Here is a 22,320-nt window from a genome sequence, read left to right on the forward strand (position 1 = left end):
CGGCCCTCGGCTCAGCTCAGCTCAGCCGCTCCAGCACCATCGCCATGCCCTGCCCGCCGCCCACGCACATCGTCTCCAGCCCGAACTGCTTGTCGTGCGTCCGCAGCGAGTTGATCAGCGTCGTGGTGATCCGGGCCCCGGTCATCCCGAACGGGTGACCGACCGCGATCGCCCCGCCGTTCACGTTCAGCCGGTCCAGGTCGACCCCCAGCTGCCGGTAGGACGGGATGACCTGCGCCGCGAACGCCTCGTTGATCTCCACCAGGTCGATGTCCGACACCGACAGCCCGGCCAGCGCCAGCGCCCGCCGCGAGGCCTCCACCGGCCCCAGCCCCATGATCTCCGGCGACAGCCCGGACACCCCGGTGGACACGATCCGCGCCAGCGGCGTGATCCCGAGCTCCTTGGCCTTCACGTCGCTCATCACCACCAGCGCCGCCGCCCCGTCGTTGAGCGGGCAGCAGTTCCCGGCGGTGACCCGCCCGTCCGGCCGGAACACCGGCTTCAACCCGGACACGCCCTCCAGCGTCACCCCGGCGCGGGGCCCGTCGTCCGCCGAGACGACCGTCCCGTCCGGCGTGGTCACCGGGGTGATCTCCCGCGCCCAGAACCCGTTCGCGATCGCCCGCTCGGCGAGGTTCTGCGACCGGACCCCGAACTCGTCCATCTCCGCCCGCGAGACGCCCTCGGCCAGCGCCAGGTTCTCCGCCGTCTGCCCCATCGCGATGTACACGTCCGGCAGCTCGCCCAGCTCGCGCGGGTCCTGCCAGCCGTCCGCGCCCTGCTCGGCCGCTGCCCGGCCGCGCTCGGCCGCCGTCGCGAACAGCGGGTTCCGGGTGTCCGGCCAGCTGTCCGAGCTGCCCCTGGCGAAGCTGGAGACCACCTCCACCCCGGCGCTGATGAACACGTCGCCCTCGCCGGCCTTGATCGCGTGCAGCGCCATCCGGGTCGTCTGGAGGCTGGACGCGCAGTACCGGGTCACCGTCGTGCCGGGCAGCCCGTCGTGCCCGAGCAGCACGGACACCACGCGGGCCAGGTTGAACCCCTGCTCGCCGCCGGGGAGCCCGCAGCCGAGCATCAGGTCGTCGATTTGCGCGGGGTCCAGCTCGGGGACCTTCTCCAGCGCCGCCCGCACCACCTGCACGGCCAGGTCGTCGGGCCGGACGTCCTTCAACGACCCCTTGCCCGCCCGGCCGATCGGGGAGCGGGCCGCTGAGACGATGACGGCTTCAGGCATGGTGGGAACCCCTTCACGATGTCGCCGTTCGGCGCGCCTCGGAGCGCGCCCACGCCCCTCAAGTTAACGCTCGTTCAGCACTTCGTCGCCCGGACAGGTGACCTGGTCCCCGTCCCACCCCGTGCTCGACGGCGGCGGACGGGCCCTCCAGCCGGATACGCTCGTCCGCGTCGTGGAACGCCGTGGAAGGGACCTGGACCGGTGGAGTACGTCGAGAGCGTCGTCGACCTGGTGGGGAACACGCCGCTGGTGCGGCTCAACGCGGTCGCTGAAGGGCTCAAGCCGCTCGTGCTGGCCAAGGTCGAGTACCTGAACCCCGGCGGCAGCGTGAAGGACCGCATCGCGCTGCGCATGGTCGAGGCGGCCGAGCGGTCCGGCGCCCTGGGGCCCGGCGGCACCATCGTCGAGCCGACCTCGGGCAACACCGGGGTGGGCCTGGCGCTGGTGGCGCAGCAGAAGGGCTACAAGTGCGTCTTCGTCTGCCCGGACAAGGTCAGCGTCGACAAGCGCAACGTGCTCAAGGCCTACGGCGCCGAGGTCGTGGTGTGCCCGACCGCCGTCGCGCCCGAGCACCCCGACTCGTACTACAACGTGTCGGACCGCCTCGTCGCCGAGATCCCCGGCGCGTGGAAGCCCAACCAGTACGCCAACCCGGAGAACCCGGCCAGCCACTACCACGGCACCGGTCCGGAGCTGTGGCGGCAGACCGAGGGCCGGATCACCCACTTCGTGGCGGGCGTCGGCACCGGCGGCACGATCTCCGGCACCGGCCGCTACCTCAAGGAGGTCTCCGAGGGCCGCGTGAAGGTCGTCGGCGCGGACCCGGAGGGCTCGGTCTACTCCGGCGGCTCCGGGAGGCCGTACCTGGTCGAGGGCGTCGGCGAGGACTTCTGGCCGGACGCCTACGACCGCACGGTGTGCGACGAGATCGTCGCGGTCTCCGACGCCGACTCGTTCGAGCTGACCCGGCGCCTGGCCCGCGAGGAGGGCCTGCTGGTCGGCGGCTCCTGCGGCATGGCGGTCGCCGCCGCGCTGCGGGTGGCCGAGAAGTGCGGGCCGGACGACGTCGTGGTCGTGCTGCTGCCCGACGGCGGGCGCGGCTACCTGTCGAGCGTGTTCAACGACCAGTGGATGGCCCAGTACGGCTTCATGGCCCCGGACTCCACCGGCGCGACCGTCGGCGACGTGCTGCGCCGCAAGGACGGCACCATGCCGGACCTGGTGCACGCCCACCCGAACGAGACGGTCGCCGAGGCCGTCGCGATCATGCGCGAGTACGGCGTCTCGCAGATGCCCGTGGTCAACGCCGAGCCGCCGGTCATGGCCGCCGAGGTGGCGGGCGCGGTCAACGAGCGCGACCTGCTCGACGCGCTGTTCACCGGCAAGGCGCACCTCGCCGACCGGCTGGAGTCCCACATGTCGGTCAAGCTGCCCACGATCGGCGCGGGCGAGCCGGTGGGCGCCGCGATGACCGCGCTGTCCTCGGCGGACGGCGCGCTCGTGCTGGACGACGGCAAGCCCGCCGGAGTGGTGACCCGGCAGGACATCCTGGGTTTCCTCGCCGGTCGCTGACCGGTCCCCGAGCGGTTCCCGGAACCGTTCCCACCACCACCGACGGGTCCCGTCCCAGGTCTCTGATCTGGGGCGGGACCCGGCTCGGTTCCACGGTTGCCCATGATCGGGCGCGCGCCATCCGCTAGCGTTGGGCAGGCACATCCGCGAACCACTACGACCAACGGGCACACGCCTAGGGGGTTGGACACTCCGATGAACGCTCCGCAGCCGCCAGGGGACCAGCAGTTCGGCGCACAGCCCCAGCCCCCCGCGGCTCCCAACCCCGACGCGACCCAGGTCGTGCCGCCGGGCGCGGGCCAGTCCGCCGCGAACCCCGACGCGACCCAGGTCGTGCCGCAGGGAGCGGGCGCGAACCCCGACGCCACGCAGGTGGTCACCCCCGGCATGACCCAGGGCGCCCAGCCGAGCTCCGACGCGACCCAGGTCGTGCCCGGCGGGTCCGGCGCCCAGATCCCGCAGTACGGCACGCCGTCCGCCTCGGGCGGCTTCCCGGCGCAGCAGCCGGGGTACCCGCCGTCGAACCCGTACGGCCAGCCCGCCGCGCCGAACCCGTACGGCCAGCCCCAGTCCCCGTACGGCCAGCCCGGCTACGGCCAGCAGCCCGCGACGGGCCTGCCGCAGGCCTACGGGCACGGCGGCTACGGCCAGCCCGCCCCGCCCGCGGGCGGGTACGCGGAGTGGGGCAGCCGCGTCATCGCCGGTCTGATCGACCAGGGCGTCGTGGTCGTGGTCGTGATCGTCGCCGCGATCCTCATGGGCAGCGTGGGCCCGAGCGACATCGGCCTCATGATGGGCATCGCCGGGGTCCTCTACCTCGCCGCCATCGGCTGGGGGTTCTACAACCTCTACCTGATGGGCACCACCGGGCAGTCGTTCGGCAAGAAGATCGCCAAGATCAAGCTGATCAGCGAGGAGACCGGGCAGGTCATCGGCTTCGGCGGCGCGTTCGTGCGCGGCCTGTGCCACTTCGTCGACAACATCGCCTGCGGCATCGGCTACCTCGCCCCGCTGTGGGAGAGCAAGAAGCAGACCTGGGCCGACAAGATCGTCAAGACGATCGTCGTCAACGTGCCCGACGCCCCCGGCGGCCACGGCCAGCAGCCCGGCGCCCCCGCGTACGGCCAGCAGCCCGGCTACGGGCAGCAGCCGCAGCAGGGCTACGGCCAGCAGCCCGGCTACGGCCAGGTCCCGCAGGCGGGCTACGGCCAGCCGCAGCAGCACTACGGCCAGCAGCCCGGCTACGGCCAGGCCCCGCAGCAGCCGTACGGCCAGCCGCCCCAGCAGGGCTACGGCCAGCAGCCGCCGCAGTGGTGAGCTGACCCGTCCCCGCGACGGCGAGAACCCCCCGAGCGCCCGTCCCACCGCACCGGTGGGGCGGGCGCTCGGCTTTCCGGCTCGCCCGCTCCGGTCACCCCGGCTCCCCCGCCCCGGTCACCCGCGCTCCCCCGTCCCGCCCACGCCGCGAGACGGGCGGTCCGCTCCGCGCCGGGGCCGTAGATTGACCCCATGACTGACAGCGGCCCACTCGGCTTCGCAACGCGGGCGATCCACACCGGACAGGAGCCGGACCCCACCACCGGCGCGGTCATCCCGCCGCTCTACGCCACCTCCACCTACGCCCAGGACGGCGTCGGCGGGCTGCGCAAGGGCTTCGAGTACTCGCGCACCGGCAACCCAACCCGCACCGCGCTGGAGCAGTGCCTGGCCGCGCTGGAGGGCGGCCGGTTCGGGCGGGCGTTCGCCAGCGGCATGGCCGCCACCGACACCGCGCTGCGGTCGCTGCTGCGCCCCGGTGACCACCTGGTCATCCCGAACGACACCTACGGCGGCACGTTCCGCCTCATCGACAAGGTGCTGTCCCAGTGGGGCGTCGAGCACACCCCCGTCGCGATCTCCGACGTGGACGCCGTGCGCGCCGCGATCCGCCCGAACACCAAGCTGGTGTGGGTCGAGACGCCGACCAACCCGCTGCTCACCATCGCGGACATCGCGCTGCTGGCCGACGCCACCCGCGACGCCTCGGTGACGCTGGTCGTGGACAACACGTTCGCCTCGCCCTACCTGCAGAACCCCCTCGAACTGGGCGCGGACGTGGTCATGCACTCCACGACCAAGTACCTGGGCGGCCACTCCGACCTCATCGGCGGCGCGCTGGTCACCTCCGACGAGGAGCTCGACACCAAGTTCGCGTTCCTGCAGAACGGCTCCGGCGCGGTGCCCAGCCCGTTCGACGCGTGGCTGACCCTGCGCAGCCTCAAGACCCTCCAGGTCCGCATGGAGAAGCACTCGGACAACGCCGAGGCGGTCGCGCAGGCCCTGTCCGCGCACCCGAAGGTGGAGCGCGTGCTCTACCCCGGCCTGCCCGAGCACCCCGGCCACGAGACGGCGGCCAAGCAGATGCGCCGGTTCGGCGGCATGGTGTCGTTCCTGGTCAAGGGCGGCGAGCAGGCCGCGCTCGACGTGTGCGCGCGCACGAACGTGTTCACGCTGGCCGAGTCGCTGGGCGGCGTCGAGTCGCTGATCGAGCACCCCGGCCGCATGACGCACGCCAGCGTCGCGGGCACCGAGCTGGAGGTCCCGGCCTCGCTCGTGCGGATCTCGGTCGGCCTGGAGGACGCGGACGACCTGATCGCCGACCTGTCGCAGGCCCTGGCCTGACGGACGGGCCCCGGAAAAGGCCCCGAACGGGCCCCGAACAGGCCCTGACGACGAACGGGGGCGCCGGACCCAGGTCCGGCGCCCCGCCCGTCAGCTCCCGCTGCTCAGCTCTTCGCGTACCGCTCGGCGGCCTTGGCCTTCGCCTTCGCCGCCTCGACCTCCCGGTCCCTCGGGGCCGCGGTGGTGACCAGCTCGCCCAGCAGCGCCCTGGTCGCCTCGGCCACGGCCGCGACGGCCGCCGCGAACGCCTCGGCGTTCGCCGCCGACGGCCGGGTGCTGCCGCTGACCTTGCGGACGTACTGGAGCGCCGCGGCCTCGACCTCGTCCTCGGTGGCGGGCGGTTCGAAGTTGTGGAGCACGCGGATGTTGCGGCACACGGCTTCTGCCACCTCCGAGGTGTCGGGTCAGGGCTGGAAGGGGTACTTGGCGTTGTCCGCCTGGACCGGAGCGGGTTCCAGGTCGGCGCCGTCCACGCAGCCACCCACGTACACGACCACATCGCCCCGCTCGACGAACCTGCCGACCTCGCCGCAACCAGCGTGCGCGACGGTGAAGAAGGCAGTCCCGGTGAGCGCCACGGCTGTGGCCACCGCTCCGGCGAACGACACGAACCGCGTCGAGAGCGCCATGCCACCTCCCCGGTGAGTGCTCGAACCCACCGCGAGCCTACCCGGACCACACACCGCAGCGCCCACGTCCTCGGCAGGTCGACCGGCGGTAACGGCAGGTAGGGGGTGTGCCACACCCTCGGTGATCACCCGGTCAGAGGTTGCCCCTGCGCTCCTGCTCGCGCTCGATCGCCTCGAACAGGGCCTTGAAGTTGCCCTTGCCGAAGCCGAGCGAGCCGTGCCGCTCGATCAGCTCGTAGAACACCGTCGGCCGGTCGCCCACCGGCTTGGTGAAGATCTGCAGCAGGTAGCCGTCCTCGTCGCGGTCCACGAGCACCTTGTGCTCCTGGAGCACCTCGATCGGCAGCCGCACCCGCCCGATGCGCGCCCGCAGCTCCGGGTCCTCGTAGTAGGAGTCGGGGGCGTCCAGGAACTCCACGCCCGCCGCGCGCATCGCGGTGATCGTGCCGATGATGTCGTTGGTGGCCAGCGCGATGTGCTGCACGCCCGCGCCGCCGTAGAACTCCAGGTACTCGTCGATCTGCGACTTCCTCTTGCCGAGCGCGGGCTCGTTGAGCGGGAACTTGACCCGGTGGTTGCCGTTCGACACCACCTTGCTCATCAGCGCCGAGTAGTCGGTGGCGATGTCGTCGCCGATGAACTCCGCCATGTTCACGAAGCCCATGACGCGGTTGTACCAGGAGACCCACTCGTCCATGCGGCCCAGCTCGACGTTGCCGACGCAGTGGTCGACCGCCTGGAACAGCCGCTTCGGCGCGCCCTCCGGCCTGCGCACCTGGGTCTCGCGCGCCTGGTAGCCGGGCAGGTAGGGCCCGGTGTAGCGGGAGCGGTCCACCAGGCTGTGGCGGGTCTCGCCGTAGGTCGCGATGGCCGCCATCCGCACGGTGCCGTGCTCGTCGGACACGTCGTGCGGCTCCTCCAGCACGGTCGCGCCCTGCGCGCGGGCGTGCGCCACGCACTTGTCCACGTCGGCGACCTCCAGCGCGAGGTCGACGACGCCGTCGCCGTGCGCCCGGTGGTGCTCCAGCAGCGGGCTGCCCGGCCGGACCCCGCCGCGCACCACGAACCGGGCCGACCCGGACTTCAGCACGTACGACTTGTGGTCGTGCCGACCGGTCTCCGGGCCCGCGTAGGCGACCAGGTCCATGCCGAACGCGGACTGGTAGAACAGCGCGGCCTGGGTGGCGTTGCCGACCACGAAGACCACGGCGTCCATCGACCGCACGGGGAACGGGTCCCGCGTCCCGTCGTAGTCGACCAGGCCCACCAGTTGGCGGAGCTGGTCGTAGCTCACGTCGTCAAGCTGATGCGTCATGGGTCACAGCGTGGGCCCGCGTGCGCAAGATGGGCAACAGTCCGGGTTTCCGCTGAGCAGAATGTACAGTGCGGTGTGCCCGACGACCGGCAGGCTGAGCACTCTGACCACGAGGTCGACGCGGTGGACGCGCTCGACGCGCGGTTGTTGCTGCTGCTCACCGACGAGCCGAGGCTGGGCGTGCTGGAGTGCTCGCGCAGGCTCGGCGTCGCGCGCGGCACCGTGCAGGCCAGGCTGGACCGGCTGGTGGCGCGCGCCGTGCTGACCGGCTTCCCGCCCGCGCTGGACCTGGCCGCGATGGGCTACGGGCTGACCGCGTTCGCGGTGCTGGAGATCGCGCAGGGCGGGCGCAAGGAGGTCGTGCGGGGGCTGTCGGCGATCGACGAGGTGTGCGAGGTGCACGCCACCACCGGGCAGGGCGACCTGTTCGCGCGCCTGGTGGCCAGGTCGAACGACGACCTGCAGCGGGTCATCGACGAGATCGTGGCGGTGCCGGGGGTGCGCAGGATGTCGACGTCGATCGCGCTGTCGACCCCGGTGCCGCCGAGGGTGCGCCCGCTGCTGGAGCGGGTCCGCCGGGGAAGCCCCGACCGCTGACCTGCCCCGACCGCTGACCTGGGCCTGACGGGCGGAAGGGCGGGTCGGCGCGTTGTGCGCCAACCCACCCCTGATCAGCTGCCGAGGTAAAGAAGAAGGCTTCCGGGTGCGCCTTCGGCGGTCCGGAAGCCTGCCTGGGTAGTGCGGTCGACTGGACGGGCTGGTGGTTCCCCGAGCGCCTTCGGCCCTCGGGCGCCCGTGGCATCTCGCACCGGTTCAGCTCGCGTACGGAACCGCCTTGATCAGCGTCACCTTCATGGTGCTGCCGTTGGGCAGTTCGTACTCGCGGGTCTCGCCCTCCTTCGCCCCCAGCAGGGCCTTGCCCAGCGGGGACGAGGGGGAGTAGACCTCCGTGCCGCCGTGCGCGCCCTCCTCGCGGGTGGCGAGCAGGAACTCCTCGGTCTCGTCGTCGCCCTCGTAGCGCACCGTGAGCACCATGCCCGGCGCGGCGATGCCGGTGACGGTCGGCGCCTCGCCGACCTTGGCGACGCGGAGCAGCTCCTGGAGCTGGCGGATGCGGGCCTCCTGCTTGCCCTGCTCCTCGCGCGCCGCGTGGTAACCGCCGTTCTCGCGGAGGTCGCCCTCCTCACGGCGGGCGTTGATCTCCGCGGCGATGACCGGACGGTTCTCGATCATCTCGTCCAGTTCGGCCTTGAGCCGGTCGTAGGCCTCCTGGGTCAGCCAGGTCACCTCGGTGTCGCTCACGGTCACCAACTCCTCGTCTTGCTCCAGGCCTGCCTGCGTGGGCCGGCAGTTCCCGGACGCGAACGCCCGGAACGGAAAAACACGGCCCACGCCGGGGCCGTGCTGAAGGGCTAGGGTAACACGACGGCAACGGCCGCCGGCCGGTTTCGGTTCCCGGTCGCAGCCCCAAACTCGCAGATCACCCGCTTGGCCGCGCCGGGCGGCCCGCCACCGCTACTCCCGGTTCAAATAGGCGGGCACCTCGTAGGAGCAACCGAAGACCTCTCCGGTCACCGGGGGCTTGGACGTGCGCACGACACCGGTCTCCACGGTGCCCCCGTCGCTCGCGGGAACGAGCACCTCGCGCCTGCCCGCCTCCTCGCCGTCCAGCGAGAGCGCGCGCAGCACGCACACCACCGGGCGCTCGGGCTGGTCGCGGTCGACGGTGAAGACGACCTCCATGCGGTCGTCGCCCAGCGCGTTGTACCGGAGCTTGTCGGAGGCGATCGGCGACGAGCCGAAGTTCGCGTACCCGGCCCAGCCGACCGCGGCGCCCGCCAGGATTCCGGCTACCAGGAGTGACCAGCGGGCCCACCTGGGCAGCGGCTTCCTGGCCGTTCCGTACCTGCCTTCGGGGAGCTCGCGCCGTGCCACTTCCGTGATCCTCCCACCGGTGGGGAACAATCCACCTCGACAACCGAGTTGAAGTGTCGCAGGGCCCGACCGGGCCTTTAACGGCAGGGTTCCGGAGGAACTGCACGGCATGGGTGAGAAGCTGCGGCTGATGGCGGTGCACGCGCACCCCGACGACGAGTCGAGCAAGGGCGCGGCCACGATGGCCAAGTACGTCGCCGAGGGTCACGAGGTCATGGTGGTGACCTGCACCGGCGGTGAGGCGGGCAGCATCCTGAACCCCGCGATGGACCGGCCCGAGGTGCTCGCCAACATGGGTGAGATCCGCAGGGCGGAGATGGCGCGCGCCGCGGAGATCCTGGGCATCCAGCACCGCTGGCTCGGGTTCGTCGACTCCGGCCTCCCGGAGGGCGACCCGCTGCCCCCGCTGCCCGAGGGCTGCTTCGCCCTCGTGCCGCTGGAGGAGTCGGTGCCCCCGCTGGTGGAGGTGATCAGGGAGTTCCGGCCGCACGTCATCGTCACGTACGACGAGAACGGCGGGTACCCGCACCCCGACCACATCCGCTGCCACGAGGTCTCGATCGCCGCGTTCGACGCGGCGGGCGACCCGGACGCGCACCCCGAGCTGGGTGAGCCGTGGCAGCCGCTCAAGCTCTACTACTCGCACGGCTTCTCGCGGGCCAAGCTGACCGCCTTCCACGAGGCGATCCTGGCCAGGGGCGAGGAGTCGCCCTACGCCGAGTGGCTGTCCGGCTGGAACAAGGACCAGCCCGACGTCATGGAGCGGGTCACCACGCAGGTCGAGTGCGCGGACTACTTCCCGCAGCGCGACGCGGCCCTGCTGGCCCACGCCACCCAGATCGACCCGGCGAGCCGCTGGTTCGCGGTGCCGCTGGAGCTCCAGCGCGAGCTGTGGCCGACCGAGGAGTACGAGCTCCACCGGTCGCTGGTCGACAGCACCGTGCCGGAGGACGACCTGTTCGCGGGGATTCGGGAGAGGGTGACGGTGTGAGCCCGGTGCAGTGGTCGCAGACCACCGCCATGGTGGTGGCGCAGCAGCCGAGGGACAACGACCCCGGTGGTCAGAAGGAGGACTTCGGCAAGTCCTCCCCGGTCGGCCTGCTGATGCTGGTGCTGCTGCTGGCGTCGGTGTTCCTGCTGGTCAGGTCGATGAACAAGAAGCTGAAGAAGCTCCCGGCCTCGTTCGACGCGCCGGGCGCGGGCAACGCGGCCGAGGCGAAGGAGCCGGTGAACGCGGGCGCGAGTGTCATCGCCGCGGGCAAGGCCGCCGCGAAGGCCGCCAAGGCCGGGAAGAAGGCGGGCGGGGACCCCGCCGCACCGGCCGCCGAGGCGCCGAAGCAGGACTGAGCGCGGGGCGGGGGCGGGGGCGCGCGCTCCCGCCCCTCACGCCCGCCAGCCGGCCTCGTCGCCCCGGCCCAGTCGCACGGGTGGGTCGCTGAGCAACCCGTCGATCCGGCAGCCGTCCTCGGCGAACTCCACCAGCTCCCGGCTCAGGTAGCCCATCACGTCGTACAGGTCCTCGCGCAGCGCGTGCAGCGGCAGGTGCCACACCGGCTCGCCGTGCGAGTTGCGGTTGCGCAGCCGGTGCAGGTTCCCGACCTGGCGCTCCACCAGCTTGCGGTCCTTGCCCGGCAGGTGCGGGAACGCCCGGCGCGCGCTCGGCCACAGCGTGCTCGTGTACCGGGTGGTCAGCAGGTAGCGCCAGAACCCGAACCCGAGCGCGGTCACCAGGTAGTCCCCGGTCACCGGCTTGCCCCACTTGCGCAGGTCGGTGCGCGCCTTGCCGATCGCCTGGTGCGCGGCGACGTTCAGCTCGCGCGCCGGGTCGTCCCACCACGCCCCCGGCCGCCCGAGCCGCCGGTGCCGCCGCTCCAGCTCCCGCGCCACGCCGTTGCGCAGCGCCACCTCCAGGTGGCCGCTGGTCTCCTGGAACGCCGACGCCACCTGCCCGTTCCACCGGTACAGCCGGGTCGCGAGCCCGACGTCCCCGCCGCAGCGGGCGAGGTAGGGGGCCGTCCTCGGGCCGCTGAACAGGTCGATGAGGGGGTCTCGGGAAATTGCCGCTGCTCCTTCGGGCGGGGTACGTTGGTGGTGGAAACCGCTGACCGGTCCCTGGCTCTCCTCATCCGAGCGGCCACACCGCCGCGGTCGAGGGACACCGAAGGTGCCGCTCCCGGCGGGGGGCGGCACCTTCTTCTTCTCGGCGCTATTCCGAGTGAACTCCGGGGCAATTCGCGGGCCGGACGCAGGCCCTGGACGAGGTCTATTGGGAATGCCCCACCCTAGCAGTAGGTCAACTTCCCGGTCAAGATCGCGGAGATTGCAGTGCGATGAATGTTTCCGCAGGTCAGGGCGGCTGGGAGAAATACTCGAAATGGCCCTTGCGAACCCCCCTTTAATTGAATTGCGCGGATTGCCCCCGGCGGTGGCGGCAAACCGGGCGAGCGGGCGTCGGACCTTCTTCGCGCTCCGGCGCTAGGGTTGGTCGCATGACGAACCGGCTCGCGTCCGCGACCAGCCCGTACCTGCTCCAGCACGCAGACAACCCGGTGCACTGGTGGGAGTGGAGCCCGGAGGCGTTCGCCGAGGCGCGCGAGCGGGACGTGCCGGTGCTGCTGTCGGTCGGCTACGCGGCCTGCCACTGGTGCCACGTCATGGCGCACGAGTCGTTCGAGGACGCGGAGACCGCCGAGTACCTGAACGCGCACTTCGTCAACGTCAAGGTCGACCGCGAGGAGCGGCCCGACGTGGACGCGGTCTACATGTCCGTCACCCAGGCGCTCAGCGGCCACGGCGGCTGGCCCATGACCTGCTTCCTCACCCCGGACGGCGAGCCGTTCTACGCGGGCACCTACTACCCGCCGACCCCGCGTCCGGGGATGCCGTCGTTCCGGCAGGTCCTGGAGGCCATCGAGCACGCCTGGCGCGAGCAGGGCGACGAGGTGCGGGCGTCGGCGGCGGGCATCGTCGCCCAGCTCGCCCACACCCCGCTGCCCGAGGCGGCGGTGGACGCGGACGTGCTCGACGGCGCGGTCGTGTCGCTGCTCGGGCACCTGGACCGGGGCAACGGCGGGTTCGGCGGCGCGCCGAAGTTCCCGCCGTCGATGGCGCTGGAGTTCCTGCTGCGCGACCACGAGCGCACCGGGTCCGTGCAGGCGCTGTCCATGGCCAGGCTGACCTGCGACGCGATGGCGTCCGGCGGGATCTACGACCAGCTCGGCGGCGGGTTCGCGCGGTACAGCGTCGACGCGTCCTGGGTGGTGCCGCACTTCGAGAAGATGCTCTACGACAACGCGCTGCTGCTGCGCGCGTACACCCACCTGGCCAGGCTCGTGCCCGACGAGCCGCGCTACCGCGAGGTCGTGGAGGACACCGCCGGGTTCCTGCTGCGCGACCTGCTCACCCCGGAGGGCGGGTTCGCCGCCTCGCTCGACGCGGACACCGGCGGGGTGGAGGGCGCGACGTACGCGTGGACGCCCGCGCAGCTGGTCGAGGTGCTCGGCGAGGAGGACGGGGCTCGGGCCGCCGCGCTGTACGGGGTGACCGAGGAGGGCACGTTCGAGCACGGCGCGTCCACGCTGCGGCTGCTGGGCGGGTCCGACCCGGCGCTGAAGGCCGCGCTGCTGGCGGCGCGCGCCGAGCGCGAGCAGCCCGGCCGGGACGACAAGGTGGTGACCTCGTGGAACGGCCTGGCCGTGGCGGCGCTGGCCGAGGCGGGGGCCGTGCTGGGCGTGCGGGCGTGGGTGGAGGCGGCCGAGCGCGCCGCCGGGCTGCTGCTGGACCTGCACGTGGTCGACGGCAGGCTGCTGCGCACCTCCCGCGACGGGCGGGCCGGTGGCGCGGCGGGTGTGCTGGAGGACCACGGCTGCCTGGCCGACGGGCTGCTCGCGCTGCACCAGGTGACCGGGACGGCGCGGTGGCTGACGGCGGCGTGCGACGTGCTGGACGTGGCGCTGGCGCGCTTCGCCGGCGACGAGCCGGGCGTCTGGTACGACACGGCCGACGACGCGGAGACCCTGGTCCACCGCCCGGCCGACCCGGCCGACAACGCGAGCCCGTCCGGGGCGTCGTCGCTGGCAGGGGCGCTGCTGACCGCGTCGGCGCTGGGCGCGCCGAGGGCGGGGGAGTACCGGGAGGCGGCCGAGCGGGCGGTGGCGCGCGCCGGTCTGCTGGCGGCGCGGGAGCCGAGGTTCGCCGGGCACTGGCTGAGCGTCGCGGAGGCGCTGGCGATGGGCCCCGTGCAGGTGGCCCTGGTGGGCGGCTCCCCGAGCCTGCTGGCGGCGGCCTGGTCGGGCGTGCACGGCGGCGGCGTGGTGGTGTCGGGCGAGCCGGACACGGCCCCGCTCCTGGCAGACCGGCCGCTGGTGGGCGGGGAGCCTGCGGCGTACGTGTGCCGGGGCTTCGTGTGCGACCGGCCGGTGACGACGGTGGAGGACCTGACCGCGGCGCTGGTGGCGCGGTAGGGACCGCGCTCGGGGCCTGGCGCCGTGCGCCCAGGCCCCGAGCGCCCTCGGCTACGAGTAGATCGACAACCAGATCGCCACGCAGTGGCAGCTCGCCGCGAGCACCGTCATCGCGTGGAAGAACTCGTGGTAGCCGAACACGTCCGGCCAGAAGTTCGGCCAGCGGGTCGCGTAGAAGACTGCCCCGATCGTGTACAGCAGGCCGCCCGCGATGATCAGGGCCACCACGCCCACGCCGGCGTGGGCCAGCATGTCCGGCAGGGTGAACACGGCCACCCAGCCGAGCGCGACGTAGATGGGGACGCCCAGCCACCTCGGCGAGTTGGGCCACAGCATCTTCAGCGCCACGCCGCCCAGCGCACCCAGCCACACGACCCACAGCACGGTGTGGCCCGTGGACGGGGGCATCGCGGTCAGCGCGAACGGCGTGTACGAGCCCGCGATGAACACGAAGATCATCGAGTGGTCCATGCGCTTCATCCACGTCCGGGCCTTGACGCTCTTCCAGTTCACCCGGTGGTAGAGGGCGCTGACGCCGAACAGGCCCATCAGCGTGATGCCGTACACGGCTGTCGAGTAAGCCGCCTTCGCCGACACGGTTGTCGCCGCCAGGGCGACCAGTGTCGCCGCCATGGCCACCGACACCACGAACGACCAGAGGTGCAGCCAGCCCCGCATCCGGGGGCGCAGCGCCGGGGAGGGCTGCGAAGGAACGGTAGACGCGGTCACCTGAGTGAGGTTACGGGAGCGTAGGTTTACCGGTCAGCACACGGGCGCGTGACCGAAGCCACCCGGCGTACGCTCTTCCAGCGTGGGTCTCCGCGAACGCGTCAAGAACGTCCTCCTCAAGGGCTACGAGTACCGCCTCACCCGCTGGTTGGACGGAAGACAACGACCACGCCACGTCGGCGTGGTGCTCGACGGCAACCGCAGGTGGGCCAAGGAAGCGGGCTTCGACGACGTCGCCCACGGCCACCTCGCCGGTGCGCGCAAGATCCTGGAGCTGCTGAACTGGTGCCGGGACGCCGAGGTCGAGGTGGTCACCCTGTGGCTGCTGTCCACGGACAACCTCACCAGGCCCACCAAGGAGCTCGAACCGCTGCTCGGCATCATCGCCGACATCGTCGACAAGCTGGCCGAGCCCGCCAACCCCTGGCAGGTGCGCCACGTCGGCGCGCTCGACATGCTGCCCACCGAGACCGCGGCGCGCCTGTCCGCGGCCTCGCTGCGCACCAGGGGCCGCACGGGGCTCCAGGTCAACGTGGCGGTCGGCTACGGCGGCCGTCAGGAGATCGCCGACGCGGTGCGCAAGCTGCTGCAGAAGCACGCCGAGTCCGGCGGGACGATCGAGGAGCTCGCCGAGGTCCTGGACGTGGACCACATCGCCGAGCACCTCTACACCTCCGGCCAGCCCGACCCGGACCTGCTCATCCGCACCTCGGGCGAGCAGCGGCTGTCCGGGTTCATGCTGTGGCAGTCGGCGCACTCCGAGTTCTGGTTCTGCGAGGCCTACTGGCCCGAATTCCGCAGGACCGACTTCCTGCGCGCCCTGCGCGACTACGCGATCCGGCACCGCCGCTTCGGCTCCTGAGGCCCGATCCCGATCCCCGAAGCCCGGAGGTTCGTGGTGCCGGAGCGGGGGAGCGGTTCGGGGATTGGTGGCGGAGGGGATCGGGTAACGGCGGTTCCGGGACGGGGACGACCCCGGAACCCGGCGGGAGCGCCAGGCCCGAGGTCGCTGTTCTCGGCGGCCCGGAAGCCCGTGGACGGGACCGCGTGGTCCTCAGCGGGCTTCCGGGTCGGCTGAGCGCCTCCGGCCCTCAGCCGGGAAGGATGCCGGTGAGCCCGCCCAGCACGTCGGTCACGCCGTCGAGCGGCGACTCGCCGGTCGCGCCGCCGTCACCGGTGTTGCAGTTGTTCGACGACGGGGCGTCGGCCAGGGGCAGCGGGACCTGGACCAGGTTCACGCTGGTGCCGCACAGGCCGCCCGCGACCTTCGTGTCGGCGCCCACGGTCGCGTCGGCGTCGGCGTTGACGTCGGTGGTGGCGCCGCTCAGCACCGTCACCAGCGGGTCGGCGAACGCGGGCGAGCCGATCATGGTGAGACCGGTCGCGGCGGCCAGCAGGGCAGCGGCCTTCTTCAGCACGGGAACTCCTCGGGAGTGCGGGTGTACCTGCGGTTTCGATCGCGCCGGAAGCTACCGGCGGGCGGAGGGCGCCCCTGACCACTGACACCTTCGTGTGACGCCCTTCCCCAGGCCGGTTCGCCCGTGCGCGTGACCGTGGTGGAACCGCCCCGCCGCTCGTAAGCTCCCCTGCTCATGGACGGCAACCGCCTGGCGCGCGGCTACCTCGCCCTCGCGCTCCGGCTCGACCGGCTCGTCCCCGGACTCGTGGACGCCTACACCGGCGACCAGGGGCTGCGCCGGGCCGTGGCGGACGAGCCGACCCCGCGCCCGGCCGACCTGGCCGCGCAGGCCGCCGCGCTGCGCGCCGAGCTGCCCAGCTCGGACCTCGCGCCCGAGCGCGTCGCCTTCCTGGACGCCCAGCTCACCGCGGCCGAGCAGTCCGCCCGCTCCCTCGACGGCGCCCGCACCTCCTTCGTGGAGGAGGTGCGGGCCTACTTCCAGGTCCGCGTCCACCCCGGCTCCACCGACGCCTACCGGGCCGCGCACGCCGCCCTGGACGAGCTGCTGCCCGGCGACGGCCCGCTGCGGCTGCGCCTGGCCGAGCACCGCGACGCCGACACCGTCCCCCGGCACCGCCTCGCCGACGCCGTCACCGCCCTGTCCGACGCCCTGCGCGCGCGGGTCGCCCCCGACCTCGCGCTGCCGCCGGACGAGGGCGTCGAGCACGAGGTGGTCACCGACCGGCCGTGGAGCGGCTTCACCCACCACCTGGGCGGCAACCGGTCGCGGGTGTCGGTCAACGCCGACATGGGGCACCGCTACGGCACCCTGCCGCACCTGATCGCCCACGAGGCCTACCCCGGCCACCACACCGAGCACTGCCGCCGCACCGCCGCCCTCGTCGACGGCCTCGGCCACGTCGAGCACTCGCTGTTCCTGGTCAACAGCCCCCGCTGCCTGGTGTCCGAGGGCGCGGCCGAGCTGGGCCTGCACCTGGCGGTCGGCCCCGGCTGGGGGCGCTGGGCCGAGGAGGTGCTGGGCGGCATCGGGCTGCGGTTCGACGGCGGGCACGTCGAGCGGGTCGAGTCGGCGCTGTCCGGGCTGCTGACCGTGCGCCAGGACGCCGCGCTGATGCTGCACGACCGGGGGGCCGACCCCGACGACGTGGTCGACTTCCTGCGCCGCTGGCTGCTCGTGCCGCAGGAGCGGGCGGGCCAGCTCGTGCGGTTCCTGGCCGACCCGCTGTGGCGGGCCTACACGACGACCTACGTCGAGGGCGTCCGGCTGGTGGGGGCCTGGCTGGACCTGCGCCCGCCCGGCGGCCCGCTGGTCGAGCGCTTCCGGCGGCTGCTGGACGAGCCGCTCGTGCCCCGCAGCCTGGAGGCCGAGCTGGCCACCGGGGTGCCCTGGCTACCCCGCAACTCTGCGTAAACCCCCTCACTCGGACCGGTGTCAAGCCGTAGAACTGCGGCTATCGCGCAATGTTGCGCCCCGATGACGCTGTCCGGGGGAGCGCAAGCCCCCGGTCGCACTATCTTCCGGGCGGTTTGCGCGCAGGTGAAGCTTCCATCTCACACCCGTTCGGCCGCCCCGAAACGTGGGTTCCACAGGTAGCTTCCGAACTTGCGGGGCGCGTCCACTGCGCTCCGTGCAGGGGAGGTCCCAAACGTGGCGGTTTGCGCGAGGGGGCCGGCACCCGGCCCTCGTGGGGGCGTCGTCCGCTAGCCGGACGGGTCATCCATTCGGGACAGTGCCTGGCCCAGCGAGGAGCGGACGCGGGTGCCGCGTTCGTGAGGAGTTGCCGTGAACGCACGACGACCCGCGAGCCGTTCCTCAGGCTCAACGCGCAGCGCGTCCCGGCGCCGCAAGGCGCCCGCCCAGCACACCTACGTCCTCGACACCTCGGTCCTGCTGTCCGACCCGGCGGCGATGACCCGGTTCGCCGAGCACGAGGTCGTCCTCCCGCTGGTCGTGATCAGCGAGCTGGAGGGCAAGCGGCACCACCCGGAGCTGGGGTGGTTCGCCAGGGAGGCGCTGCGGCTGCTCGACGAGGAGCGCCTGCGCCACGGCAGGCTCGACGCCCCGATCGCCGTGGGGGGCCACGGCGGGACGCTGCGCGTCGAGCTGAACCACACCGACCCGGAGGTGCTGCCCGCCGGCTTCCGCACCGACTCCAACGACGCGCGCATCCTCGCCTGCGCGCTCAACCTCGCCGCCGAGGGCGCCGCCGTCACCCTGGTCACCAAGGACATGCCGCTGCGCGTCAAGGCGGGCGCGGTGGGCCTGGCGGCCGAGGAGTACCGGGCGCACGACGTCACGCTCTCCGGGTTCACCGGCATGTCCGACGTGGACGTCGACCAGTCCCTCGTGGACGCCCTCTACCGGGACGGCTCGGTCGACCCGGCCGAGCACGACCTGGCGGAGCTGGCCGAGCTGCCCTGCCACAGCGGCCTGCGGCTCCTCGCGGGCAGCTCCAGCGCGCTGGGCCGGGTCACCGCCGACAAGCAGGTCCGGCTGGTGCGCGGCGACCGCGAGGCGTTCGGGCTGCACGGGCGGTCCGCGGAGCAGCGCGTCGCGCTCGACCTGCTGCTGGACAACGAGGTCGGCATCGTCTCGCTGGGCGGCCGGGCGGGCACCGGCAAGTCGGCGCTCGCGCTGTGCGCGGGCCTGGAAGCGGTCATGGAGCGCAACCAGCACCGCAAGATCGTCGTGTTCCGGCCGCTGTACGCGGTCGGCGGCCAGGAGCTCGGCTACCTGCCCGGCTCCGAGACCGAGAAGATGCAGCCCTGGGCGCAGGCGGTGTTCGACACCCTCGGCGCGCTCGTCAGCCAGGACGTCCTGGAAGAGGTCATGGACCGGGGGATGCTGGAGGTCCTGCCGCTGACCCACATCCGGGGACGGTCCCTGCACGACTCGTTCGTCATCGTCGACGAGGCGCAGTCGCTGGAGCGGAACGTCCTGCTGACCGTGCTGTCCCGGCTCGGGGCCAACTCGCGGGTCGTGCTCACCCACGACGTCGCGCAGCGCGACAACCTGCGCGTCGGGCGGCACGACGGCGTCGCGGCCGTGATCGAGAAGCTCAAGGGCCACCCGCTGTTCGCCCACGTCACGCTGACCCGCTCGGAGCGCTCGCCGATCGCCGCGCTGGTCACCGAGATGCTGGAGGACTACTCGTCCTGATCGGGGACCGGTCCCAGGGCCCGACCGGGGCCTCCCGCGCCGCGCGGGAGGCCCCGGTCCCGGCCTGCGACCGGTGGTGGCGGAGTGGGACCGGGCCGCCGGTCACCAGCCCGAGGGGAGCGGCCTGCCCTCGGCGAAGCCCGCCGCCGACTGCACGCCCAGCACGGCGCGCGCGTGGAACTCCTCCAGGGTCGTCGCGCCCGCGTAGGTGCACGCCGACCGCACGCCCGCGGTGATCGAGTCCAGCAGGTCCTCCACGCCCGGCCTGGTCGGGTCCAGGCGCATCCGCGAGGACGAGATGCCCTCCTCGAACAGGCCCTTGCGGGCCCGGTCGAACGCGCTGTCCGTGCGGGTCCGCGCGCTCACGGCCCGCTTCGACGCCATGCCGAACGACTCCTTGTAGAGCCTGCCCGCCTCGTCGCGCTGCAGGTCGCCGGGCGACTCGTAGGTGCCCGCGAACCACGAGCCGACCATGACGCTGGCCGCGCCCGCCGCCAGCGCGAGGGCCACGTCGCGCGGGTGCCGCACGCCGCCGTCCGCCCACACGTGCTTGCCCAGCTCGCGGGCCTGCGCGGCGCACTCGGCGACCGCCGAGAACTGCGGGCGGCCCACGCCGGTCATCATGCGGGTGGTGCACATCGCGCCGGGGCCGACCCCGACCTTGATCACGTCCGCGCCCGCCTCGACCAGGTCGCGCACGCCCTCGGCGGTCACCACGTTGCCCGCCACCACCGGCACGGTCGGCGACAGCGCCCGGACCGCCTTCAGCGCGGTCAGCATCTTCTCCTGGTGCCCGTGCGCGGTGTCCACGACCAGCGCGTCCACCCCGGACGCCAGCAGCGCCTCGGCCTTCGCCGCCACGTCGCCGTTCACGCCGACGGCGGCGGTCACCCTGAGCCTGCCGCCCGCGTCCAGCGCGGGCTGGTACACCTCGGCGCGCAGCGCGCCCAGGCCGGTCATGATGCCCTTGAGCCTGCCGTCGCCGTCCACGCCCAGCGCGGCCCGGTGCGCGCCCAGCCGCTCGAAGACCTCGCGCGGCGCGGTGTCCAGCGGCAGCACGACCACGTCGTGGTCGGCCACCTCGCTCAGCCGGGTGAACCGGTCCACGCCGCCCAGCGCGTGCTCGTCCACGGTGCCCACCGGGCGCCCGTCCTGGCCGACCACCACGACGGTGCCGTGGGCGCGCTTGTGCAGCAGGTTGAACGCGTCCGCGACTGAGTCGTTCGGGGACAGGACCAGCGGCGTGTCCCACACGGGGTGCCGCTCCTTGACCCAGGACACGATCTCGGCCACCGCCTCGGGGGCCACGTCCTGGGGCAGCACGACCAGGCCGCCGCGCCTGGCCATCGTCTCCGCCATGCGGCGGCCCGCGACGGCGGTCATGTTGGCCACGACCACGGGGATCGTGGCGCCCGTGCCGTCGGAGGTGGAGAGGTCGACCCCGAACCGGGAGTCCACGGCGGAGCGGCCGGGGACCAGGAAGACGTCGTCGTAGGTCAGGTCGTTGGCGGGCTGGCGCCCTTCGATGAATCGCACGTTGAGGTGACACTACCCGTGGTCACCGGCGGTGTCCTGCGCTCGGGGCGCACCGGTGGCGGGCTCCCGGGGGTCCAGGGGGGCTCCGCCGCCCTCCGGCGCCGCGCGCTCGGGCAGCATCGCCCGGACCGCGTCGAGGGTGTCGGCCTCGGCGGCGGTCTTGTCCGGCCGGTACCGCACCACCCGCGCGAACCGCAGCGCCACCCCGCCGGGGTAGCGGGGGCTGACCTGCGCGCCGTCCAGCTCGATCTCCACCACCAGCTCCGGCCGCACCCGCACCACCCACTCGCCGCGCTCCTCGGCGATCGCGAGCAGCGCCCGCGTCTGCCACGCCAGCAGCTCGTCCGTGAGTCCCTTGAACGTCTTGCCGACCATCACCGGCGGTCCGCCGTCCGGGTCGCGCGCCCCGAGGTGCAGGTTGGACAGCAGCCCCTCGCGCCGCCCGCTGCCCCACTCGACCCCGAGCACCACCAGGTCGAGCGTGTGCACCGGCTTGACCTTCCGCCACGCCCCGCCGCGCCGCCCGGCCGCGTAGGGCGCGTCGAGGTCCTTGACCACCACGCCCTCGTGCCCGCCCGCCAGCGCGTCCCGCAGCACCCCGGCGGCGGCCTCGGCCGAGGCGTCGGCGACCCCCGGCACCACGTGCCGCCCGGCCGCCGACCGCAGCGCCGCGAGCCGCTCGCGCAGCGGCCGGTCCAGCAGGTCGTCGCCGTCCAGGTGCAGGCAGTCGAAGAAGAACGGGCTGAGCAGCAGCTCCCGCTCGTCCTGCGCGCCGAACCGGCTCATCGTCTCCTGGAACGGCCTGGGCTTGCCGTCGTCGCGCAGCGCCAGGGTCTCCCCGTCCAGCACCACCGACCGGCACGGCAGGCCGCGCGCCAGCTCCACCAGCTCCGGCACGGTCCTCGTGATCTCGCGCAGGGTCCGGGTGAACACCCGCACCTCGTCGCCGTCCCGGTGCACCTGGATGCGCGCCCCGTCCAGCTTGTGCTCCACCACGACCGGGCCCGACCCGGCCAGCGCGTCCTCCAGCGACTCGGCGGGGGAGGCCAGCATCGGCCGCACCGGGCGGCCCACCTCCAGCCGGAACCTGGCCAGCCCGTCCACCCCGTCGCGCAGCGCCGCCGCCGCGGTCGCGGGCAGCTCGCCGGACAGCATGAACGCCCGCCGCACCGCCTCGCCCGGCACCCCGGCCGCCCGCGCCACGGCGTCCAGCATCACGCCCTCCAGCGCGCCCTGCCGCAGCTCGCCGGTCAGCAGCCGCTTGAGGAAGTCCTGCTCGTCGGCCGTGGCCCCGGCGAACAGGGTCGCCAGCAGCGCGGCCCGCCGCGCGGCGCTGCCCCTGCCGGACTCGGCGGCGAACTCGCCCAGCGCGCCGTCCACGTCGGACACCCGCAGCGACGCCTCGTCGGCGGGCGGGGCCGCCAGCTGCCGCGCGGTGCGGAACCCGGCGCCGATCCGGCCCTGCCGGGGCACGCCCACCAGGAACGACACCACCGCCTCGGTGTCCCCGGTGGCACCGGTGTCCTCGACACCGCGCAGCAGCCCGGCCAGCGCCGACACCTTCGCCAGCCGGGAGCGGGTCGACCCCACCTCGGCGGACACCTCGACCACCCGTGAGAACAGCACGGGCTGATCGTGCCCCGGATCACCCGCCCCTGCCGAT

The 22,320-nt window shown here is 73.2% G+C and carries 21 protein-coding genes; 10 read left to right on the forward strand and 11 right to left on the reverse strand.

Annotated elements, in window-relative coordinates; genetic code table 11:
- Window positions 1-16: 16 nt before the first annotated feature.
- Window positions 17-1,237 (reverse strand): acetyl-CoA C-acetyltransferase, encoded by a 1,221-nt coding sequence (locus tag AMIR_RS03520; RefSeq protein WP_012783324.1) that lies wholly within the window; start codon window positions 1,235-1,237, stop codon window positions 17-19.
- Window positions 1,238-1,438: 201 nt separating this feature from the next.
- Here AMIR_RS03520 and AMIR_RS03525 point away from each other — a divergent pair, with 201 nt between their 5' ends.
- The 3 genes from AMIR_RS03525 (at window position 1,439) to AMIR_RS03535 (ending at window position 5,470) form a co-directional block, all read left to right on the forward strand.
- Window positions 1,439-2,809, forward strand: coding sequence for a cystathionine beta-synthase (locus tag AMIR_RS03525; protein ID WP_012783325.1), 1,371 nt, complete (start codon window positions 1,439-1,441; stop codon window positions 2,807-2,809).
- Between the two features lie 195 nt (window positions 2,810-3,004).
- Window positions 3,005-4,126 (forward strand): RDD family protein, encoded by a 1,122-nt coding sequence (locus AMIR_RS40875; protein ID WP_012783326.1) that lies wholly within the window; start codon window positions 3,005-3,007, stop codon window positions 4,124-4,126.
- Window positions 4,127-4,318: 192 nt separating this feature from the next.
- The gene (locus tag AMIR_RS03535; protein WP_012783327.1) at window positions 4,319-5,470 is read left to right on the forward strand and encodes a cystathionine gamma-synthase; all 1,152 of its coding nucleotides are present in this window, start codon (window positions 4,319-4,321) and stop codon (window positions 5,468-5,470) included.
- A 104-nt stretch (window positions 5,471-5,574) separates the two neighbouring features.
- Here the strand turns inward: AMIR_RS03535 and AMIR_RS03540 are convergent, their stop codons facing one another.
- The 3 genes from AMIR_RS03540 to hppD form a co-directional block, all read right to left on the reverse strand.
- On the reverse strand, window positions 5,575-5,847 hold the full coding sequence (locus tag AMIR_RS03540) for a DUF2277 domain-containing protein (RefSeq protein WP_012783328.1): 273 nt from the start codon (window positions 5,845-5,847) through the stop codon (window positions 5,575-5,577).
- Window positions 5,848-5,874: 27 nt separating this feature from the next.
- Window positions 5,875-6,099, reverse strand: coding sequence for a hypothetical protein (locus AMIR_RS03545; protein ID WP_012783329.1), 225 nt, complete (start codon window positions 6,097-6,099; stop codon window positions 5,875-5,877).
- A gap of 133 nt (window positions 6,100-6,232) precedes the next feature.
- A complete protein-coding gene (gene hppD / locus AMIR_RS03550) occupies window positions 6,233-7,414 on the reverse strand; it encodes a 4-hydroxyphenylpyruvate dioxygenase (protein ID WP_012783330.1) in 1,182 nt (393 codons plus the stop codon).
- A 75-nt stretch (window positions 7,415-7,489) separates the two neighbouring features.
- Between hppD and AMIR_RS03555 the strand changes: the two genes are divergently transcribed.
- Window positions 7,490-8,011: an Lrp/AsnC family transcriptional regulator gene (locus AMIR_RS03555; protein ID WP_012783331.1), complete on the forward strand. Its 522-nt coding sequence runs from the start codon at window positions 7,490-7,492 to the stop codon at window positions 8,009-8,011.
- Window positions 8,012-8,227: 216 nt separating this feature from the next.
- On the opposite strand, the gene greA is transcribed toward AMIR_RS03555, so the two are convergent.
- Window positions 8,228-8,722 carry a transcription elongation factor GreA gene (greA, locus tag AMIR_RS03560; protein WP_041836558.1) on the reverse strand — a complete coding sequence of 165 codons (495 nt, stop codon included), beginning with the start codon at window positions 8,720-8,722 and terminating at the stop codon, window positions 8,228-8,230.
- A 207-nt stretch (window positions 8,723-8,929) separates the two neighbouring features.
- Window positions 8,930-9,349, reverse strand: coding sequence for a DUF4307 domain-containing protein (locus AMIR_RS03565; RefSeq protein WP_012783333.1), 420 nt, complete (start codon window positions 9,347-9,349; stop codon window positions 8,930-8,932).
- Between the two features lie 109 nt (window positions 9,350-9,458).
- On the opposite strand from AMIR_RS03565, the gene mca reads away from it, so the two are divergent.
- Both mca and AMIR_RS03575 read left to right on the forward strand, forming a co-directional pair.
- Entirely contained in the window at window positions 9,459-10,340 is an 882-nt protein-coding gene (gene mca / locus AMIR_RS03570; protein WP_012783334.1) for a mycothiol conjugate amidase Mca, read from the forward strand.
- Window positions 10,341-10,369: 29 nt separating this feature from the next.
- Window positions 10,370-10,696 (forward strand): hypothetical protein, encoded by a 327-nt coding sequence (locus AMIR_RS03575; RefSeq protein ID WP_041837334.1) that lies wholly within the window; start codon window positions 10,370-10,372, stop codon window positions 10,694-10,696.
- A 36-nt stretch (window positions 10,697-10,732) separates the two neighbouring features.
- Here AMIR_RS03575 and AMIR_RS03580 read toward each other — a convergent pair whose 3' ends face one another.
- The gene (locus AMIR_RS03580) at window positions 10,733-11,293 is read right to left on the reverse strand and encodes a hypothetical protein (RefSeq protein ID WP_012783336.1); all 561 of its coding nucleotides are present in this window, start codon (window positions 11,291-11,293) and stop codon (window positions 10,733-10,735) included.
- A 545-nt stretch (window positions 11,294-11,838) separates the two neighbouring features.
- On the opposite strand from AMIR_RS03580, the gene AMIR_RS03585 reads away from it, so the two are divergent.
- Window positions 11,839-13,812, forward strand: a complete 1,974-nt coding sequence (locus AMIR_RS03585) for a thioredoxin domain-containing protein (RefSeq protein WP_012783337.1) — start codon at window positions 11,839-11,841, stop codon at window positions 13,810-13,812.
- Between the two features lie 51 nt (window positions 13,813-13,863).
- Here the strand turns inward: AMIR_RS03585 and trhA are convergent, their stop codons facing one another.
- Window positions 13,864-14,541, reverse strand: a complete 678-nt coding sequence (gene trhA / locus AMIR_RS03590; RefSeq protein WP_012783338.1) for a PAQR family membrane homeostasis protein TrhA — start codon at window positions 14,539-14,541, stop codon at window positions 13,864-13,866.
- 82 nt (window positions 14,542-14,623) lie between these two features.
- Here trhA and AMIR_RS03595 point away from each other — a divergent pair, with 82 nt between their 5' ends.
- Window positions 14,624-15,403 (forward strand): isoprenyl transferase, encoded by a 780-nt coding sequence (locus AMIR_RS03595; protein WP_012783339.1) that lies wholly within the window; start codon window positions 14,624-14,626, stop codon window positions 15,401-15,403.
- A gap of 229 nt (window positions 15,404-15,632) precedes the next feature.
- Here AMIR_RS03595 and AMIR_RS03600 read toward each other — a convergent pair whose 3' ends face one another.
- Complete coding sequence (locus tag AMIR_RS03600; RefSeq protein ID WP_012783340.1) at window positions 15,633-15,959, reverse strand: hypothetical protein; 327 nt, start codon at window positions 15,957-15,959, stop codon at window positions 15,633-15,635.
- Between the two features lie 174 nt (window positions 15,960-16,133).
- On the opposite strand from AMIR_RS03600, the gene AMIR_RS03605 reads away from it, so the two are divergent.
- Entirely contained in the window at window positions 16,134-17,372 is a 1,239-nt protein-coding gene (locus tag AMIR_RS03605) for a hypothetical protein (RefSeq protein ID WP_012783341.1), read from the forward strand.
- 498 nt (window positions 17,373-17,870) lie between these two features.
- Entirely contained in the window at window positions 17,871-19,121 is a 1,251-nt protein-coding gene (phoH2, locus tag AMIR_RS03610; protein ID WP_425358885.1) for an RNA 5'-3' helicase PhoH2, read from the forward strand.
- A gap of 102 nt (window positions 19,122-19,223) precedes the next feature.
- On the opposite strand, the gene AMIR_RS03615 is transcribed toward phoH2, so the two are convergent.
- Both AMIR_RS03615 and AMIR_RS03620 read right to left on the reverse strand, forming a co-directional pair.
- Entirely contained in the window at window positions 19,224-20,657 is a 1,434-nt protein-coding gene (locus tag AMIR_RS03615; RefSeq protein WP_012783343.1) for a GuaB1 family IMP dehydrogenase-related protein, read from the reverse strand.
- A gap of 12 nt (window positions 20,658-20,669) precedes the next feature.
- Complete coding sequence (locus AMIR_RS03620; protein ID WP_012783344.1) at window positions 20,670-22,283, reverse strand: ATP-dependent DNA ligase; 1,614 nt, start codon at window positions 22,281-22,283, stop codon at window positions 20,670-20,672.
- Window positions 22,284-22,320 lie beyond the last annotated feature (37 nt).

The organism is Actinosynnema mirum DSM 43827, assembly GCF_000023245.1.
In the GTDB taxonomy this organism is placed as follows: domain Bacteria; phylum Actinomycetota; class Actinomycetes; order Mycobacteriales; family Pseudonocardiaceae; genus Actinosynnema; species Actinosynnema mirum.

What these genes read in the sequence shown, in the direction of transcription:
- hppD (WP_012783330.1), bottom strand. Translation starts at nt 7,414, where the DNA reads ATGACGCATCAGCTTGACGACGTGAGCTACGACCAGCTCCGCCAACTG.
- AMIR_RS03545 (WP_012783329.1), bottom strand. Translation starts at nt 6,099, where the DNA reads ATGGCGCTCTCGACGCGGTTCGTGTCGTTCGCCGGAGCGGTGGCCACA.
- AMIR_RS03575 (WP_041837334.1), top strand. Translation starts at nt 10,370, where the DNA reads ATGGTGGTGGCGCAGCAGCCGAGGGACAACGACCCCGGTGGTCAGAAG.
- AMIR_RS03520 (WP_012783324.1), bottom strand. Translation starts at nt 1,237, where the DNA reads ATGCCTGAAGCCGTCATCGTCTCAGCGGCCCGCTCCCCGATCGGCCGG.
- AMIR_RS03605 (WP_012783341.1), top strand. Translation starts at nt 16,134, where the DNA reads ATGGACGGCAACCGCCTGGCGCGCGGCTACCTCGCCCTCGCGCTCCGG.
- AMIR_RS40875 (WP_012783326.1), top strand. Translation starts at nt 3,005, where the DNA reads ATGAACGCTCCGCAGCCGCCAGGGGACCAGCAGTTCGGCGCACAGCCC.
- AMIR_RS03585 (WP_012783337.1), top strand. Translation starts at nt 11,839, where the DNA reads ATGACGAACCGGCTCGCGTCCGCGACCAGCCCGTACCTGCTCCAGCAC.
- AMIR_RS03535 (WP_012783327.1), top strand. Translation starts at nt 4,319, where the DNA reads ATGACTGACAGCGGCCCACTCGGCTTCGCAACGCGGGCGATCCACACC.
- phoH2 (WP_425358885.1), top strand. Translation starts at nt 17,871, where the DNA reads ATGACCCGGTTCGCCGAGCACGAGGTCGTCCTCCCGCTGGTCGTGATC.
- mca (WP_012783334.1), top strand. Translation starts at nt 9,459, where the DNA reads ATGGGTGAGAAGCTGCGGCTGATGGCGGTGCACGCGCACCCCGACGAC.